Source organism: Acinetobacter sp. R933-2, assembly GCF_030325485.1.
Lineage (GTDB): Bacteria > Pseudomonadota > Gammaproteobacteria > Pseudomonadales > Moraxellaceae > Acinetobacter > Acinetobacter sichuanensis.
The window spans coordinates 88086-106178 of record NZ_JACAIJ010000007.1 but is presented as its reverse complement, the minus strand read 5'-3'; the positions used below and the strand labels follow the sequence as shown (position 1 = coordinate 106178).

At 39.1% G+C, this 18093-nt stretch carries 13 protein-coding genes; 11 read left to right on the top strand and 2 right to left on the bottom strand.

The genetic code is table 11. From position 1 onward, the window contains the following. Positions 1–214 precede the first annotated feature (214 nt). Positions 215–3373 (bottom strand): efflux RND transporter permease subunit, encoded by a 3159-nt coding sequence (locus HX005_RS10020; protein WP_286377242.1) that lies wholly within the window; start codon positions 3371–3373, stop codon positions 215–217. A gap of 169 nt (positions 3374–3542) precedes the next feature. Between HX005_RS10020 and HX005_RS10015 the strand changes: the two genes are divergently transcribed. Further along, entirely contained in the window at positions 3543–5498 is a 1956-nt protein-coding gene (locus HX005_RS10015; RefSeq protein WP_286377241.1) for a TonB-dependent receptor plug domain-containing protein, read from the top strand. Between the two features lie 113 nt (positions 5499–5611). Here the strand turns inward: HX005_RS10015 and HX005_RS10010 are convergent, their stop codons facing one another. Further along, entirely contained in the window at positions 5612–6919 is a 1308-nt protein-coding gene (locus HX005_RS10010) for an MFS transporter (RefSeq protein WP_286377240.1), read from the bottom strand. A gap of 376 nt (positions 6920–7295) precedes the next feature. On the opposite strand from HX005_RS10010, the gene HX005_RS10005 reads away from it, so the two are divergent. From HX005_RS10005 to HX005_RS09960, 10 genes are all read left to right on the top strand, one after another. After that, a complete protein-coding gene (locus HX005_RS10005; RefSeq protein WP_286377239.1) occupies positions 7296–8936 on the top strand; it encodes an AMP-binding protein in 1641 nt (546 codons plus the stop codon). Between the two features lie 57 nt (positions 8937–8993). After that, positions 8994–9761, top strand: a complete 768-nt coding sequence (locus HX005_RS10000; protein ID WP_286377238.1) for a glucose 1-dehydrogenase — start codon at positions 8994–8996, stop codon at positions 9759–9761. Positions 9762–9800: 39 nt separating this feature from the next. Further along, positions 9801–10598, top strand: coding sequence for an enoyl-CoA hydratase-related protein (locus HX005_RS09995; protein ID WP_286377237.1), 798 nt, complete (start codon positions 9801–9803; stop codon positions 10596–10598). Between the two features lie 107 nt (positions 10599–10705). Beyond that, the gene (locus HX005_RS09990) at positions 10706–10828 is read left to right on the top strand and encodes a hypothetical protein (protein WP_286377236.1); all 123 of its coding nucleotides are present in this window, start codon (positions 10706–10708) and stop codon (positions 10826–10828) included. Between the two features lie 288 nt (positions 10829–11116). Then, a complete protein-coding gene (locus tag HX005_RS09985; protein ID WP_286377235.1) occupies positions 11117–11599 on the top strand; it encodes a MarR family winged helix-turn-helix transcriptional regulator in 483 nt (160 codons plus the stop codon). A gap of 66 nt (positions 11600–11665) precedes the next feature. Beyond that, the gene (locus HX005_RS09980; RefSeq protein ID WP_286377234.1) at positions 11666–12811 is read left to right on the top strand and encodes an acyl-CoA dehydrogenase family protein; all 1146 of its coding nucleotides are present in this window, start codon (positions 11666–11668) and stop codon (positions 12809–12811) included. Between the two features lie 167 nt (positions 12812–12978). Beyond that, the gene (locus tag HX005_RS09975; protein ID WP_286377233.1) at positions 12979–14997 is read left to right on the top strand and encodes an NADPH-dependent 2,4-dienoyl-CoA reductase; all 2019 of its coding nucleotides are present in this window, start codon (positions 12979–12981) and stop codon (positions 14995–14997) included. Positions 14998–15082: 85 nt separating this feature from the next. Further along, a complete protein-coding gene (locus tag HX005_RS09970) occupies positions 15083–16057 on the top strand; it encodes an NADPH:quinone oxidoreductase family protein (RefSeq protein WP_286377232.1) in 975 nt (324 codons plus the stop codon). 339 nt (positions 16058–16396) lie between these two features. After that, complete coding sequence (locus tag HX005_RS09965) at positions 16397–16579, top strand: hypothetical protein (RefSeq protein WP_107009375.1); 183 nt, start codon at positions 16397–16399, stop codon at positions 16577–16579. Then, entirely contained in the window at positions 16569–17987 is a 1419-nt protein-coding gene (locus HX005_RS09960) for an amidase (RefSeq protein ID WP_286377231.1), read from the top strand. The genes HX005_RS09965 and HX005_RS09960 overlap by 11 nt, the downstream gene beginning before the upstream one ends. Positions 17988–18093: the final 106 nt, after the last annotated feature.

Sequence of the window (18093 nt, the reverse complement as noted above, 5' to 3'; positions counted from 1 at the left end):
GGTGATCGACGAGTTTTGCGGATGACAATGGTTTTGCCTACTTTTGCCGAAACAAAAGTAGGTCGAGCCTGAGCAAGTCAAAGTATACTTTGACGAAGTGCAAGACGCAGTGGCTAATCCCAAATTTCAACTTTAGATGTAAGATCCCGTCGTGTAAGTTTAGCTTTTGCTTTTTTCAGCTATTTAATTTAAATCCAATGTGTAATATCAGAAATTAAATCGGATCACTGGTTTGGTCATCTGCATATTTTTGTTTCGCAGAGAATATGGAAAGTGCTGGACGTCGTGCAGTTTGAATCAAAGTAAATAGAAATACCGTAAATAAAGGGACGAGGATCGTACCAAACACCACACTGCCCAAAATACTCATGCCAATTTCATGACGACTATTGGCACCTGCACCTGTTGCCAAAGCAAGTGGAATAATACCTGCCCCAAAAGCCAATGACGTCATTAAAATAGGGCGAATCCGTAGTGTTAATGCTTGAAGTGCAGCTTGTGTGGCATTTTTATGTGCTAAATAGTTTTTCGAAGCAAACTCCACAATTAAAATCGCATTTTTACAAGATAATCCAATACCTGTAAGCAGAGCGATTTGGAAATAGACATCATTGGGTAAATTAAAGATCCATGCCACAATAATTGAACCTACAATTCCCAATGGCAAGCCTAATAAAATAATGAAAGGAATTTTCCAACTTTCGTAGAGTGTAGCTAAACATAAGAAAATAAAAGCAATGGATGCAATGTACAGATAAATGGCTTGATGACTAGATTGTAATTCTTGCAAGGATAAGCCACTCCAAGCAATATCAACATCTTGTTGTTGCTGAGCCAATGCTGTAATTTCCTGCATGGCTTGTCCAGAGCTATAACCCGCAGCAACATTCGCTTCCAATTCAATAGCGGGTAATCCCATAAAGCGATTAAGCACTTCTGGTGCACCCGTCCAATGTGATTCTGCAAAATAGGAGAAGGGAATCATGTCACCTGAACGATTACGCACATGCCATTGGTTTAAATCTTCGGGTTTAGAACGATATGGTGCATCGCCTTGTAAAATAATGGGTTTAATCCGTCCACGTTCTATAAAGTCATTTACATCGCTTCCGCCCCATGCCGTTGCTAGGGTACTGCGAATGACATCTGATTCTACATCCATAATTTTGACTTTATTCTGATCAATATTCACAAAGATTTCTGCTTTATTTTCAGGTACTAAAGGAGAGAGATGTTGAAAAGCCTTGTAATGCTGACTCATACTTTCCATTTGTTCAAACTTTTTACTCAAGTTCTCACGACCTTGCCCATTTAAATCACGTAACCATAGCGAAATCGCATCGGATTGACCTAAGCCTGAAACACTTGGTGGCAAACCAACCATTACTTTAGCTTCAAGATTTTTCTCTAAATCGGCTTGAATGCTTTTACGTAAAGCAAAAGCAGTTCGATGTTTCGAATCTCGAATATTCCAGTGTTTTAGAGAAACAAATACCAAACCTAAATGTGCGCCATTACCTGAAAAATTTTGCCCATTAACGACTAACACAGTGTTCACATTGTCTTTTTGTTGTGTCAGTAAATAGTCATTAATTTGTCGACCAATCGCTTGAGTTTGAGATAAAGAGGCACTGTTCTGCAAACTATATTGGATGGCAATTAAACCTTGATCCTCATTAGGAATGAAACTGGTGGGGAGGGCACGATATAGTATGGTTAAGACCAGACTAAGAAAAACAATAAATATGCAACTGCTCCATTTATATTGAATCAGGGCTTGTGCACATGTAGAAAAAAAGCCAGCAATATTTTGCATACTCTTATCAACCCAAATTTGCCACTTCTGTGGAGGTTTAGGAGGATGAGTCTTTCGTTTTTTTAATAATAAAGTACACAGAGAAGGGGTAATGGTAATAGCGACCAGTAACGATAGCAGCATGGAGGATGCCAATGTGATCGAAAACTGTCGATAAATGACGCCTGTAGAACCTGTGAAAAAACTCATGGGAATAAACACAGCGGTAAGTACCAGTGTAATTCCAATCAATGCTCCAGTAATTTGCTGCATTGATGCTAAACAAGCCTGTTTAATGTCCATGTCATGTTCATGAATGAGACGCTCGACGTTTTCTACCACCACAATGGTGTCATCAACCAATAAACCAATTGCCAGTACCAAAGCAAATAAGGTTAGAGTATTAATACTCATGCCCAGCAGATGCAGGACAATGAATGTGCCGCAAATCACGATTGGAACAGTAATGGTCGGGATCAGGGTTGCGCGCCAATTTTGTAAAAAGAGGTACATGACGATGACCACCAACAAAATCGCCTCGACTAAGGTCATGATGACTTGGCGAATGGATTCTTGAATAAATGGCGTGTTATCACGTGGATAAACCAGTTGGTACCCTTCAGGGAGATGCTGCTGAATTTGATTTATTTTTTCTTTGATCAGGGCTGCTGTTTCAATCGCATTAGCGGCAGGTGTAAGCGTAATGCCTAGACCTGCAGATGGGTAGCCATTTAAGGTGTTGATACTTTCATATTCTTCAGCACCTAACTCAATTTTTGCCACATCTTTTAAGTACACCAAACTGCCATCTGTGTTGGCTTTGATGACGACTGACTTAAAATCATCAATAGTTTTTAAGCGCGAACCTGCGGTGACTTTGGCATAAATATTTTGCTCGGTCGATGATGGCATGGCACCAATTGAACCTGCGGCAATTTGTGTATTGTAATCATTCAACGCGCTTTCAATATCATCTGGAATGAGATGATAATTTTTCAGTTGGAGTGGATTGAGCCAAATACGCATGGCATAACCAGAACCAAAGACATCAACTTCACCTACACCTTGAATTTGCGAGAGCGGTTGTTCCAAGTGATTGACCATATAATCAGCGAGGTCAATGTTACTGGCACGTCCTGTTTGGTCATATAAACCAACAATAAGCAATAAATCACCTGTAGATTTCCAAATACCAACCCCTTGTCGTTGGACTTGTTCTGGCAATCGGCTTAATACCGCATTCATCTGATTTTGAACTTGAATTTGCGCTTGGTTTATGTCGGTTCCAATCTTGAAATAGATGTCGATACTGCTGCGACCAGAAGCTTGACTACTGGAGGTGTAATACAGTAGATCATCTAACCCTTTGATTTGTTGCTCTAAAATTTGCGTAACACTATGTTCTACGGTTTCGGCAGATGCACCACGATAAGTTGCACCGACACTTACACTGGGCGGAGCCAGATTTGGATAGCGTTCAATTGGCATTTTAAACATGGACAAAATGCCAATAAATAAAAGCATCAGTGCAAACACGGTAGCGAATATGGGGCGGGAAATAAAGAATTTGGATAGCATTTTCTTGTCATTTTCAATGGTTTGAGAATTAATAAAGATAATAACAATAATGGTAATCATTATCATTAAATTTATTAATTATGTTTGCATTAAGGAAGTATGATCTATAAGATACCGAAAAATTAAAGTGATAATCATTATCAATTTGTGATGACGTGGAGAACAAAGAATGGAATTGGTAAAAACAAGACTGGGGTTAGCTATTACAGTAACAATGTTTCTGGCAACGCAGGTATATGCTACAGATGCTAGTGTACAAACCGAACAACAGGTACAAACGCTAGAAACCCTTGTGCTGAGTGCATCATTAAAAGAACAGGATGTACAAAAAGCACCTGCGTCAATAAGTGTGATTACCAGTGAAGCAATTGAGCGTAGTGCAGCATTAAGCGTCGCTGATGTATTACAAAAAGAAGCAGGCGTATATAACTATAATACAGGACAAGACAAAATCATTATTCGTGGTATGCAAGATACTTCGGGTAGTTATACGCTCATATTGTTAAACGGAAAGCGTATGTCTTCATCAGGCGCAATGTGGCGTGGTAATGACTTTGACTGGAGTGCTATTCCATTAAACAGTATTAAGCGGATTGAAGTGATTCGTGGTCCAATGTCTTCATTATATGGTTCAGATGCTATGGGTGGTGTGATTAATATCATCACCAAAAAAGCTAAACCAGGTGAAATCACAGGTTCAGTGTTCGGACAGTTTAACCGCGCAGATAGTGGCGATGGTAAAAATCAATTCCGTTATGGTTTTAATTTAAATACAGGTATTACAGATCAACTCTCGTTACGCTTAACAGGTGATGCGTATCAACGTGATGCTTGGTACCGTGACGGTACAACTGCAAATGATGGTGCTTATTTCGTAGAGAAAGATACCAAAAATATTAATGGTACATTGACTTGGGATATCAATGATCAACAAGAGATTGATGTTGATGTGAACTATAGCAAAGACGACCGTCCTTTAACACAAGACCATGCGCGTGGTTCTCAAGAAATGCAGATGGAGCGTACTAATATTGGATTAACGCATCGAGGGAATTGGAGTTGGGGTAAGACTGAAGCCTATATCGGTAAAGAAACTGGCGAAATTTATGATTACGATACCGATTATGATGCTCCCAAAGCTCGTAACTACAAACAAGAGAATTCAATTGCGCGTGTCTTTACAAATTTTGATTGGTGGTTAAATAACACAACATTGGGTGCTGACTATAAAGACCAAGAAGTCACAGATACAGCAGGTTATCCAAGTACAGGTGGTACAGAACAAAAATCCTACGGCGTATTCTTGCAAAATGATACACACATTACGAATGATTTAACCCTTACGCTTGGTGGTCGTTATGATGATTTTGATAACTTTGATGGTAAAGCCACAGGAAAAGCTTATTTAGCATATGAACTGCTTGATGGCGTTGTGGTCAAAGGTGGTATTGGTCAAGCCTATAAAGTACCTGGTCCATATCAGTTAGATAATAATTATCGTTTCATCTCGTGTGGTGGAAGTTGCTACATTACTGGGAATTCAGATTTAAAACCTGAAGAAAGCACCAGTTACGAAGTTTCACTCTCGGTTAAACGTCCGCAATGGAATTTTGATGTAACAGCATTTAATAATAATATCGAAAACCTGATTGAACGTGTGACCAATAAGGCATCGACTGATCCAGTAAACTTTCCATATAAGTGGGACAATATTGCAAAAGCGAAGCTACGTGGGGTGGAACTAGCAGCAGGCTATAATTTCAATGATGATTTTGGTGTAAAAACCAATGCTACGTATTTAGACACTGAAAACAAAACCACGGGCAAAGAGTTGAATGAGCGCCCAGAATGGATGTGGAATACCTCAGTGTATTGGATGCCAGTAGAAGACTATAAAATTAATGTCGGTGCGAATTATATCGGTACACAAATGTTGAGCAATGGTAAAGAACTACCATCATATACAACGTATGATCTTGCATTTTCTACAAATCTAACACCAAGTGTGATTTTGGATTATGGCATTAAAAACATTACTGATATTGATTTAGAGGATGAAGATACAGGTTTTAATACCAAGTTGTACGGTCGTAACTACTTTATTAAAGCAACCTATAGTTTCTAAGCAATGCAGACCTATCATCTAAAAGGTGATAGGTCTTTTTTCATTATTCAAATAGCTTTGTTATATAAATGCATTTTTACCCACAATAATTCATGAGGCGGGTTCATCTGAGTTTATGCAGCAGCACGGTCATGCTGAATAAACGCTAAGGCAATTGCCCCGATTAAACCTGCTGAAGCAATCACTAAAAAATTTTGTTCTAATGGTAAATTCAGACTGACAATAACGCCAATAATCAATGGTGCAACAATCGCACCCAAACGCCCAACGCCTGTCGCCATTCCAACGCCTGTTGAACGAATTGACATTGGATAAAACTGACCACTATATGCATAAGCCACAATCTGAGCGCCTGTAGAACATGCTCCAATGGCAGCCACAACCAGATAAAGCAGTGTGCTATCCATTTTAATGGTCATTAAGTAAAGGAAAATACTGCCTAAAAAATACATGCTGATCAATACCCATTTAATATGGAAACGGTCAGCCAACCATCCACCAACTGCACAGCCCATCACAGCACCTAGATTTAAAGCGACTACAAAACTCAGTGCTGAACCTAGACTATAACCTGACATTGCCATCAATTTGGTGAGCCATGTACTTAAGGCATAAACCATAAATAAACCTGTGAAAAATGCGATCCAGAACATGAAAGTGCTGAGCATTCTGCCGTGGCTAAACAACTCTTTGATGGGTGCAGCACTGCTTTGATTGACTTCATTGAAATGTAACTGAGTCTCGGAGTGAATGATTAAATCAGGCTGAATTTTGACTAATGTTGTGTGAATTTCATCAAATTTTTGTTTTTTAACCAAATAGGCAAAGGACTCAGGCATATATTTTAAAATAAATGGAATTAAAAGCAGAGGAACGCCTGCGGCAAAAAAGACAATTTGCCAACCAAAACTTAAGATAAATTGTTTGCCAATCAATGCAGCCAAAATACCGCCAATGGCATATCCTGAGAACATCATTGTCGTCATGAAGCTACGAATTTTTTTAGGTGAGTATTCTGTCATTTGCGCAACAATGTTTGGCATGACGCCCCCAATGCCTAAACCTGCAATAAATCGCATAATGCTGAAACTGACAGGATCTTTACATAAGCCTGCTGCAGCGGTAAAAAAACTGAAAATAAAGACACAAATGGAAATAGCCCACTTCCGCCCAATTTTTTCAGACAGTGTGCCAAAGAAAATTGCACCAAACATCATGCCAAACAAGGCAGAGCTTGCCATAAAACCTGCTGTCGATGCTGTCACCCCCATTTCTTCCATGATTGATGGAATGGCTGCTCCAGATACAGCAATATCATAACCATCAATAATAATGATTAGGAAACACCATAAAAGTACTTTTAGGTGGAAAGGGTTGAACTTCGCATTATCTATGGTTTTTTGTACATCTATGTACTGCATTTTTGATCTCCTTGATCAAATGAAATATGTCACTATATTTACCTATAATTGAAATTCTTTAGGTGTTTTTGATTGTTTTAAACTGCGATAAATACCATGTTAAATGTATTTATTAAAAAATATTTGTCAATATATTTACTTATTATTTTTTAATTTCTATTTTATATATTTGATTTTATTCATTATATTTTATTTTTAAATTTGGTTTAATTATATATCTGAATAATTTTCTATTTTTTCGAATAAAACAAGGTGTTGACATATATGACAATATATTGATATAAATATTTCATTGCTTAGCATTGGTACTCATTTTTTATTGATGTGGTTTGCGATGTTTGGGCTACACAGGGAATTATTGAACGAAGGGAAAATCATGTCTAAATTTGAACAGGGAATGTATCAGGGAGCAGCTAACTATCAGGCATTAACTCCGCTCAGTTTGCTAGAACGCGCACGTGATGTTTATGCAGATCAAATTGCTGTGATTGATGGCGAGCGTCGTTTTACATGGAAGCAGTACACAGAGCGCTGTTTTCAATTGGCAAGAGCTTTAATTCATGCGGGTGTTAAAAAAGAAGATACGGTTTCATTTTTTGTGACCAATCGCCCTGCCATGCTTGAAGCGCAGTTTGGTGTGCCTTTATCTGGTGGGGTGATTAACACCCTGAATATTCGATTGGATGTGAACACAGTTGCTTATATTTTGCAGCATTCAGAAAGCAAAATTATTGTGGTGGAAGACCAGTTTATTGAGCTGATTCGTGAGGCAGTTAAGCTGTCTGAGCGAGAGATTCAGATTATTCAGGTGCTTGATGATGTTGCAAAGGCGGATTTAAGAGCAGAAGAAATTGACTACGAAACCTTTATAGCACAAGCACCAGAGCAGATTGAGGTGCATTTTCCTGAAAATGAAATGAATGCTGTTGCACTGAGTTATACCTCAGGCACTACAGGTAAGCCAAAAGGGGTGATTTATCATCATCGTGGTGCATATTTAAATGCACTAGGTGCGGTGATTTATGCGGGTTTTAATCAGGTTGCTCGTCCAGTGTATTTATGGACATTGCCTGTGTTTCACTGTAATGGCTGGTGTCATGTCTGGGCACTTGCAGCAGTAGGCGGCACACATGTTTGTTTAAGAAAAGTAGTTGCAGAAGATATTTATACCTTGATTCAGGAACATGGTGTCACACATTTTAGTGGTGCCCCTGCGGTATTGGCAACTTTGGCAGAAAATAAACCTGAGCATTGGCAGCAGCCTGATCGTGAGATCACAGTGTGCTGTGCAGGTGCTCCGCCACCATTTTCAGTGCTGAAACAGACTGAAAAATTGGGTTTTAAAGTTTTGCATGTTTACGGTATGACAGAGCAGCACAGTGTTAATACGGTCTGTGAGCATCAGCCAGACTGGAAGACTTTGTCTGAAGATGAACGTTTACACAAGATGTGTCGCCAAGGCGTAATTACCACAGTGGGTGGGCGACTCAAAGTTGCAGATCATCAAACGGGTGAGCCTGTGCCTAAAGATGGTGTGACTATGGGTGAAATCATGTTTCAGGGCAATCTTGGCATGAAAGGTTATTTAAAGAATCCTGAAGCGACAGCCGAAGCATTTGCAAGTGATTGGTATCACTCAGGCGACCTTGCAGTTTGGCATGCAGATGGCTATATCGAAATCAAAGACCGTTTAAAAGACATCATTATTTCAGGTGGTGAAAATATTTCCTCGATTGAAGTGGAAGAAGCTTTACTGACACATCCTGCGGTGCATGAAGTAGCAGTCGTGGCAGTACCTGATGAAAAGTGGGGCGAGGTGCCTTGTGCGATTGTGCAATTACATCCTGAATATGTACAAACGACACGGGAAGAGCTGTTTGCTCACAGTAAAAAAATATTGGCAGGCTATAAAACACCAAAACATATTTTCTTTGAGGATGTAGAACGCACCTCTACTGGAAAGTTGCAAAAATTTAAATTGCGTCAACATGTTATTGAATTATTAAGTGGAAATTAAGTGTTGAATTTTGAACAGAATAATTTTGTCAAAATTTCAAATGATCGGAGTGTAAACATGCGTGGATTAAAAGATAAGGTTGTACTGATTACGGGTGCAGCAGGTGGAATCGGAACGAGTCTGGTACAGCGTTTTCTTGAGGAAGGGTCTAAAGTCGCTGCCTGTGATTTAAATGAACAGGGTTTGCAGCAGTTAAAAGAAAAGTTTGCACAATATGATGCACAGTTAATGCTGGTAAAGCTTGATATTACGGATCATGCGGCAGTGAGTGCGGCAGCGCAACAGATCAAAACACAGTTCAATCAAATAGATGTGCTTGTAAATAATGCAGGCTGGGATATTGCAAAACAGTTTGTTGATACTACACCAGATTTTTGGGAAAAAGTGGTGTCTATTAACCTGATGGGTCCATTAAATTTACAACATGTGGTAGTCCCTGAAATGGTGGCGAATGGCGGTGGTAAGATTATCAATATCTCATCCGATGCAGGTCGTGTAGGTTCATCAGGTGAGTCGGTTTACTCTGCATGTAAAGGTGGTATTATTTCATTCAGTAAAACACTTGCACGTGAAACAGCACGAAATAATGTGCGTGTAAATGTGGTTTGTCCTGGTCCTACAGATACGGCTTTATTACAGTCATTTACAGGTGATGGCGAGTTTGGTCAAAAAATTTATGATGGTTTAAAACGTGCAATTCCATTAAAGCGTCTGGGTCAACCTGAGGATATTCCGGGTGCAGTGGCTTTTCTGGCAAGCGATGATGCCAATTTTATTACAGGACAGGTTATTTCTGTATCTGGCGGCTTAACCATGCACGGTTAAGCGATTTAATTCATCAATTTTACGATAGAGATTTTACAAATGACAAATTACACCGATATTTTATATGAAGTTAAAGATGGCGTTGCACGCATCACTATTAATCGTCCAGAAAAGTACAACGCATTTCGTGGAAAAACCTGCGATGAACTGATAGATGCATTTCAACGCGCGGGTTGGGATAAATCCATTGGTGTGATTGTATTGACGGGTGTGGGTGAAAAAGCCTTCTGTACAGGTGGTGATCAGTCGGCACATGATGGTGGTTATGATGGTCGTGGCACGATTGGCTTACCTGTGGAAGAGCTTCAAACTATTATTCGTGATGTACCAAAACCTGTCATTGCTCGTGTGAATGGTTATGCTATTGGTGGCGGTAATGTATTGGTAACGTGTTGTGATTTGGCGATTGCGGCAGATTCTGCACAGTTTGGTCAGGTCGGTCCTAAAGTGGGTTCAGTCGATCCCGGTTTTGGTACCGCGTTGTTATCACGTGTGGTTGGTGAAAAACGTGCCCGTGAAATCTGGTTTATGTGCCGTCGCTATAAAGCTCAGGATGCTTTGGCAATGGGGCTGATTAATGCCGTTGTACCGATGGCGGATTTGGATGTCGAAGTTGATCTATGGTGTCGTGAACTGATGGAAAAAAGTCCGACAGCATTGGCAATTGCGAAAAAATCGTTTAATGCCGATTCAGAAAGTATCCGAGGGATCAGTGCAATGGGAATGCAGGCATTGGCATTATATTATGACTCTGCTGAATCTCAGGAAGGTGTAAAAGCATTCCTTGAAAAACGTAAGCCAGATTTTCGTCAGGACTTTTCTAAAAAAGGGGAATGACCTTGAGTGTAAAATTATCGGTGTTTTTGATGGGTTGAAAATTAAACATTTCAGCAACATTATGAAGTCACTCAATTGACTGATTTGCTAAGAAGGCACCTTTTGCATTGAAAGAGGTGCTGACAGCATTCCAATATGCAGAGAATTATGCACTGCAAAATGGCTTGGTATTTGAAGCTGAAAGTTTTAAGCAAGTGGTGCAGTCTGAGGATGCGCAGGAAGGTATGTAGGCATTTCTTGAGAAAAGAAAACCTGAGTTTACAGGACGTTAATCGTCCAAAATTTATGTAATAATTCGGCATATCACTTAAATTTATTACGCTTGAGATCGATATTCTCAAAATCTCAGTTGAAATTTAAGGGTTGCATGGGCATGCTAAGTGATACTGAATATGATGATTTGATATGATCAGCGTCTTAGTCAAAAGAACAGCATACTCTCCGATTTATTATATAGGCACAAAGATGAGTCAATTGATCATTCGAAATTGTAGAAAAAATACGAAGGAATTTATCTAATGCAAGAGGATCAAATTCCTGAGTTGGATCCAACTTTATCAGGCATTCATAACCGACTTTTTTTTAGATTGTTTCAGGCAGGAAACTTGCTTGATCGACAAAGCAGTAAAGAGCTTGGCATTTCACCTGTCAACTGGGCTGTTTTGGGTGCATTATCCCGTAAAAAAGTGATAGATGGTATGTCATTTTCAGATTTGACTGAGTATCTCAGTGTAAGTCGACAAAATTTGGATGGTGTACTCAAGCGACTGGAGCGTGATGACTATGTGGTGCGCTTTTCTGATGAGGTTGATCGCCGTGTCAAATTGGTCAAATTAACAGACAAAGGGCGCATATATTGGGATGGCTTGCAAGTGAAAATTTATGAATTTTACAGTCAGGCACTCAATGGTTTTATGTTTGATGACAAAGTGGCACTGGTTCATTTTATTAATAAGTTAAATCAGGGCATGAGTCAGGTTTCATTGAATGATCTGGATTAAATTGCGCTACAAAATACATTTTTAGTGGTCATTTTCTCATCTTTATCAATAGTTAAGGATGAGATTATGCAAGCATATGATGCTGATTTAGAATTATTTCGCGATACATTTAAACGGTTTTTACAAGAACACATCGCACCCTTTTATGAGCAATGGGAGCAAGATGGCTTAATGCCACGTACAGTATGGAACCAACTGGGTGAAAATGGCTTTTTATGCGTAGATATGCCTGAAGAATATGGCGGCTATGGTGTTCCGACTCAATATTCATTTATGTTGGTGGAAGAATCTGCTAAAGCAGGTTTTTGTGCATTGTCCACAGGTTTATTGTGTCATTCAGATATCGTTGCACCCTATCTGGAGAAAAAAGGCTCACATGAACAAAAGCACTATTGGCTGCCTAAAATGGCATCGGGTGAATGTGTGGGTGCAATAGCAATGTCAGAACCAGGGGCGGGTACAGATTTACAATCCATTCGCAGTACTGCTTTACGAGATGGTGAAGATTATATCTTAAATGGTTCAAAGACGTTTATTACCAATGGTCAGCATGCTGATCTGGTATTAACTGCGTGTAAAACTGATATGAAAGCAGGTGCGAAAGGTGTTTCATTGTTATTGGTGGACAGTCATTTGCAAGGCTTTCAAAAAGGCAATAATCTGAGCAAAATTGGCTTACATTCACAAGATACTTCAGAGCTGTTTTTTGACCATGTCAAAGTACCTAAGTCACAGTTACTCGGTGAGGAAGGGCAAGGTTTTGTTTATATGATGCAGGAGTTGCCACGTGAGCGTACAGTCATTGCTGCGCATTCAGTCGGTGCGATTCAGGGTGCATTGAATGTCACAATTGAATATGTACAACAACGTAAAGCTTTTGGTAGCAGTATTGATAAATTTCAAAATACCCGTTTTGTATTGGCACAGGCTCAGATTGACTTTTTGGCAACACAATCATTTTATCAGCGTAACCTGAATTTATACCAAGAGGGGTTGTTAAGTGTGGATGATGCTGCTGCATTAAAATGTTTTAGTACAGATATGCAAATGAAAATAGCCGATCAACTTCTACAATTATTTGGTGGTTATGGCTATATGACTGAATACCCAATCTCAAGATTTTTTGTAGATGCACGTGTTCAGAAAATTTACGGTGGAACCAATGAAATTATGAAAGAAATTGTCGCAAGAAAACTGGTCGGTAGAGTTTAATCGTTATGTTATAAGAAGCACCCTAAGAGGGTGCTTTTTGTTTTTAATATCATTATATTGACTTAATTTTAATAATTATTGCAAAAATAGTTGAAAAATTGTGCTAAAAATATTAAATATAGGTAAATATATTGATATATTAACCTTGATAGCACAGGACGCAAAGAATGGAACATTATCCTCATTTGGTAGCCCCGATTACAATCGCAGGAATTGATATCCCGAACCGTATGGTCATGGGTGCAATGCACACCCGTTTGGAAACATTAGATCGACCACATGAGCGCTTGGCGGCTTTTTATGCAACCCGTGCCAAAGGGGAAATTGGATTTATTTTAACAGGTGGATATTCTCCTGTGCCTGAAGGTGTTATGGACGAAGGCGGATTGTATTTAAATGATTCGACGCAATTGCTTGAACATCAAATCATTACACAAGCGGTCACTCAGACAGGTGGAAAAATTATTTTGCAGCTTTTACATGCAGGGCGTTATGCCAAAGTGGAAAACTGTGTTGCACCATCAGCAATAAAGGCACGTATTAATCAATTCAAGCCTAAAGCATTAAGTACAGAAGAGGTTTGGGCAACGATTGAAAGTTTTGCCCATAGCGCTGCTTTGGCACAGCAAGCAGGTTATGCAGGTGTGGAAATTATGGGCTCGGAAGGTTATTTGCTGAATGAGTTTACTTCTGCACTGACCAATCACCGTGAAGATGAATTTGGTGGTTCATTTGAAAATAGAATCCGTTTTTCACTTGAAATTATTAAAGCTGTAAAAGCGCGCGTTAGACAGCCGTTTATGGTGATCTATCGTATTTCCTGTATTGACTTGATGCAAGATGGTATGACTGCAGAGGAGATTGCTGAATTTTCCCGTCAGGTTGAGGCTGCGGGTGCTGATTTGATTAATACAGGTGTGGGATGGCATGAGTCTTCAGTACCCACTATTGCAGCAACAGTACCACGTGCAGCTTGGTCAGATGCAGTCAAAAATATTAAACAGGCAGTGAAAATTCCTGTCATGGCATCTAACCGTATTAATATACCTGAAATTGCAGAAGAATTGATTGCATCGGGTGCCTGTGATTTGGTTTCAATGGCGCGTCCTTTGTTGGCAGATCCTGATTTTGCACTGAAAACCCGTTTGGGCAAAGCAGAGGAAATTAATACCTGTATTGCATGTAATCAGGCGTGTCTGGATCGTATTTTTACAGATCGTACAGCTACCTGTCTCGTCAATCCCCGTGCTGGTCATGAAGTTGAATTTGATGAGCAACCTACGCAACAGCCACGAAATGTTGCGGTGATTGGAGCGGGTCCTGCAGGTTTAAGCTTTGCAATTAATGCTGCTGAACGTGGTCATCACGTGACCTTATATGAAGCTACAAGTCAGATTGGTGGTCAGTTAAATCTGGCAAAACAAGTGCCTGGGAAAAATGAATTTAATGAAATGCTGCGTTATTTTAATGTCTCACTAAAAAAAGCAGGTGTAACGCTACAGTTGAATACTCATGTTGAAGTTGATCTATTTGCACGGCAAAAATTTGATGACATTGTCATTGCAACAGGTGTCACGCCTCGCATCCCTGAAATTGAAGGGATCAATCATCCTAAAGTCGTGACTTATTTGGACGTCTTAAGCAAAGCTGTTCATGTTGGTGAAAAAGTTGCCATTATTGGTGCAGGCGGCATTGGTTTTGATACGGCTGAATTCTTGTTGGGTGACTGGGCAGAATCCCTTGATAAAAAGGTCTTCTTTAAAACATGGGGTGTGGATGCTCAAATTCAAAGTCAGGGTGGTTTGATAGAAGCACAACCGCATCAAGTCAGTAAAAAAGTCACGATGTTACAACGAAAAGCAGAATCTTTAGGACGACATTTAGGGAAGTCTACAGGTTGGATTTTAAAATCACGTTTGCGTCAGGCGGGAGTGAACATGATTGGGGGTGTCAGCTATGACAAGATTGATGATGCAGGATTACATTACACCCTAAATGGTCAGCAACATGTATTGGATGTAGATCATGTCATTTTATGTGCAGGGCAAAATTCAAATCGTACGCTCTATGATCAACTGAAATTAAGAAATCTAGATGTGCATATTATTGGGGGAGCAGATGTTGCCGCAGAGCTTGATGCACTAAGAGCGATTAATCAGGCAACACGTTTGGCTGTGCTGTTCTGATATTAATTATTAATCAATTTTTATAATTTGGGATGGGTATTTTAAAAGTATTCATCCTGTTGTCTTTTTAAGTTAAGGAAAAACCATGAAAGCAGTTACCGTTCGGGCATTTAGTGACAATAGTTCGGATCATCAATTTGAGGAGCAGCAGTTGACTCCATTGCAACAAGGGCAGGTACGTATTGCCATGAAAGCAACATCGGTTAATTACCCTGATTTGCTGATGATGTCAGGACAGTATCAATCTATTCCTGAATTTCCCTTTACACCGGGCATGGATGGTGCAGGCGTGATTGCGGAGCTTTCAGTCGATGTGAAACATCTGAAAGTTGGTGATCATATTTTAGTAAATGCTGAACATGGTTGTTATGCGCAGCAATTACAGGTCGATGCTGCAAAATGTCTCATTATTCCTGAAGATCTACCTTTTGCAGATGCAGCAGCCTTAGGCTTGGTTTATCAAACTGCATATTTTGCATTAGTGCATCGTGCTGATCTAAAAGCAGGTGAAACTGTTTTAGTTAATGGCGCAGGTGGTGGCATAGGTATGGCAACTGTGCAAATTGCTAAAGGTTTGGGTGCAAAGATTATTGCTGTGGTGCGTAATCAGGCTCAGGCAGATCTTGTTCAGCAAAGTGGTGCAGATCAGGTGGTTTTTGTAGCCGAAAACATCAGTAAAAACTGTATCCGTGATCAATTAAAAAATACGCAGATTGATATTTTAATTGATCCTGTTGGTGGTGCATTATTTGATGAGAGTTTGCGTGCGTTGTCATGGTGTGGTCGTGCGGTCATCGTTGGATTTGCAAGTGGTCAAATCCCTGTCATTAAAGCCAATTATGTATTGTTAAAGAATATTACGGTTACAGGCGTACAATGGACGAGTTATCAGAAGTTTAAACCTGAACTGGTACAACAAGCACATGAACATATTATTGAGTTATATCGCGCAGGTCATGTTCAGCCTTTGATTTGTGGTCGTTATCCTATTCAGGATTTTGCGCAGGCACTTGAGCAATTTAAGCTGAATAAGCAAGGAAAGATCATTATTGAGATTTAATCTTAATCAGGTGATCGTGAAAATTATTGGATAATGGGATGCCTGATCAATTATATCGGGCGTTTTTTTATTGAATTTTATTTTAAAATAAAAATAATCAAAGTTAGATGTTTTCACTACTGGTGTTTATTGTGGATTTTACATAAAAAATAAAAATATGATTTTTATATATTTAAATTTAAAAAATATTCCATTTGGTAAAATTATACTGTAAGTTACTAGAGGCTTGTTTAAATTTCATTCACTATGTGGTTGGGGTTTTTACAGCTATTTTATTGGATTAATAAAATATTGATATGCGTAATAATAGATAAAAATTCAAGGAATAGGAGAATATAAATGGATATTAGTGCAGCGGACATGTTAAAGCGCCTTTCTGTGCCTGTAAATCCAAAAACCCAAACAGAACTAGAGCAACGTTGGAATGGCATAAAAGCTTTGAAAGAGCTGGTTCAAAGTCAAGCGAAAAATGATTATGACATTGCTCTGGTGAATACTGCGGGAGGTGATCATGTTAAATAAAGATTTACTTAGCCTCTCTGTTACTGAATTAGCACAGCACATTCAAACACGAAAAATTAGCTCAGTTGATTTAACTAAACTGATGTTACAACATGCTCAAGATTGTAATGCGGAAATAAATGCTTATATTTCTTTTCGTACAGAAAAAGCCTTAGCTGAAGCGGCTCAAGCTGATGCAGAGATTGCGCAAGGGCAATATAAGGGCGTATTTCACGGTATCCCGATGGGTATTAAAGATAATATTTATCTTGGCGGTGAAGTCACGACTATGGCATCCAAAATTCATGCGAATTTTATTTCTGATGATGATGCAACTGTGATTGAAAAACTCAAAGCTGCTGGCGCCATTATTATTGGTAAATTAAATATGCACGAATATGCATGGGGAATTACCAATAATAGCCCTCATTTTGGTGCATGTCATAACCCTTGGAATGTAGAAAAGATTCCGGGTGGATCAAGTGGTGGTTCTGGTGCAGCTGTTGCGGCTGGAATGTCAACCATTACTTTAGGAACAGATACCGCAGGTTCAATACGAATACCGTCCTCTGCATGTGGTTTAGTTGGCTTAAAGCCAACGCATGGTCTTGTTGCAAAATATGGTTGCTTTCCATTGGCATGGACTTTAGATCATATTGGTCCAATGGCTAAAACAGTGACCGATGCTGCTGCAATGTTAAAAGTAATTGCTGGTTTTGATGTACGTGACCCAACATCTAAACATGTTGAAATACCAGACTATGTTGCGTTATTAGATCAAGATGTGAAAGGCAAAGTAATTGGAATCAACGAGGAGTATTTTTTTCATCAAGTTGATCATGAGATTGAAAATCTCATTCGTAAGCAATTAGAGCAGCTTGAGCAGCGTGGTGCGATCATTAAAACAGTTTCCATTCCTGCTTTGAAAAATGCTGAATATGCTGAATTAATTACAAGTTTGGCAGAAGCCGCAACGATTCATCATGAAGATTTACAAAAATGCCCTGATGATTTTGGTGATGACATTCGCTTATTATTTGAATTGGGAGAATTGCCGACGGCTGTTGAGTATTTGCAAGCTCAGCAATTAAGAAGAGAGTTAAAGCAGCAATTTACAGATATATTTAAAGAAATTGATGTACTTATTGCACCGACTTTACCTATTTTGCCTCCAGATATTGGCAGCGCTACTGCTAAAATGAATGGTGAAGATGTTGATTTATTAAATCATATTATTCGTTTTACAGGTCCAAGTAATTTAACGGGACTGCCTGCTTTAAGTATTCCTTGTGGTTTGATTGAAGGTTTACCTGTTGGATTGCAAATTATTGGACCAGCATTCCAAGAGCAGAAAGTGTTTAATATTGCTTTGGCGATTGAAGAGCAAACACAGTTTAATTATAAACAACCAACATTAGATCGAATATAGGTTTGAATTTATTCAACATCTACTTGAAGTAAAAAAGAAATAAAGTTTCGGCTTTATTTCTTTGATTTACACAACATATTTTCTTTAGATCAGCTTTGAATATTGG

Coding starts and splice junctions, on each gene's coding strand:
- HX005_RS09985 (WP_286377235.1), top strand. CDS start 11,117: ATGCAAGAGGATCAAATTCCTGAGTTGGATCCAACTTTATCAGGCATT.
- HX005_RS09980 (WP_286377234.1), top strand. CDS start 11,666: ATGCAAGCATATGATGCTGATTTAGAATTATTTCGCGATACATTTAAA.
- HX005_RS09975 (WP_286377233.1), top strand. CDS start 12,979: ATGGAACATTATCCTCATTTGGTAGCCCCGATTACAATCGCAGGAATT.
- HX005_RS09995 (WP_286377237.1), top strand. CDS start 9,801: ATGACAAATTACACCGATATTTTATATGAAGTTAAAGATGGCGTTGCA.
- HX005_RS09965 (WP_107009375.1), top strand. CDS start 16,397: ATGGATATTAGTGCAGCGGACATGTTAAAGCGCCTTTCTGTGCCTGTA.
- HX005_RS10010 (WP_286377240.1), bottom strand. CDS start 6,919: ATGCAGTACATAGATGTACAAAAAACCATAGATAATGCGAAGTTCAAC.
- HX005_RS10015 (WP_286377241.1), top strand. CDS start 3,543: ATGGAATTGGTAAAAACAAGACTGGGGTTAGCTATTACAGTAACAATG.
- HX005_RS10020 (WP_286377242.1), bottom strand. CDS start 3,373: ATGCTATCCAAATTCTTTATTTCCCGCCCCATATTCGCTACCGTGTTT.
- HX005_RS10000 (WP_286377238.1), top strand. CDS start 8,994: ATGCGTGGATTAAAAGATAAGGTTGTACTGATTACGGGTGCAGCAGGT.
- HX005_RS10005 (WP_286377239.1), top strand. CDS start 7,296: ATGTCTAAATTTGAACAGGGAATGTATCAGGGAGCAGCTAACTATCAG.
- HX005_RS09960 (WP_286377231.1), top strand. CDS start 16,569: ATGTTAAATAAAGATTTACTTAGCCTCTCTGTTACTGAATTAGCACAG.
- HX005_RS09970 (WP_286377232.1), top strand. CDS start 15,083: ATGAAAGCAGTTACCGTTCGGGCATTTAGTGACAATAGTTCGGATCAT.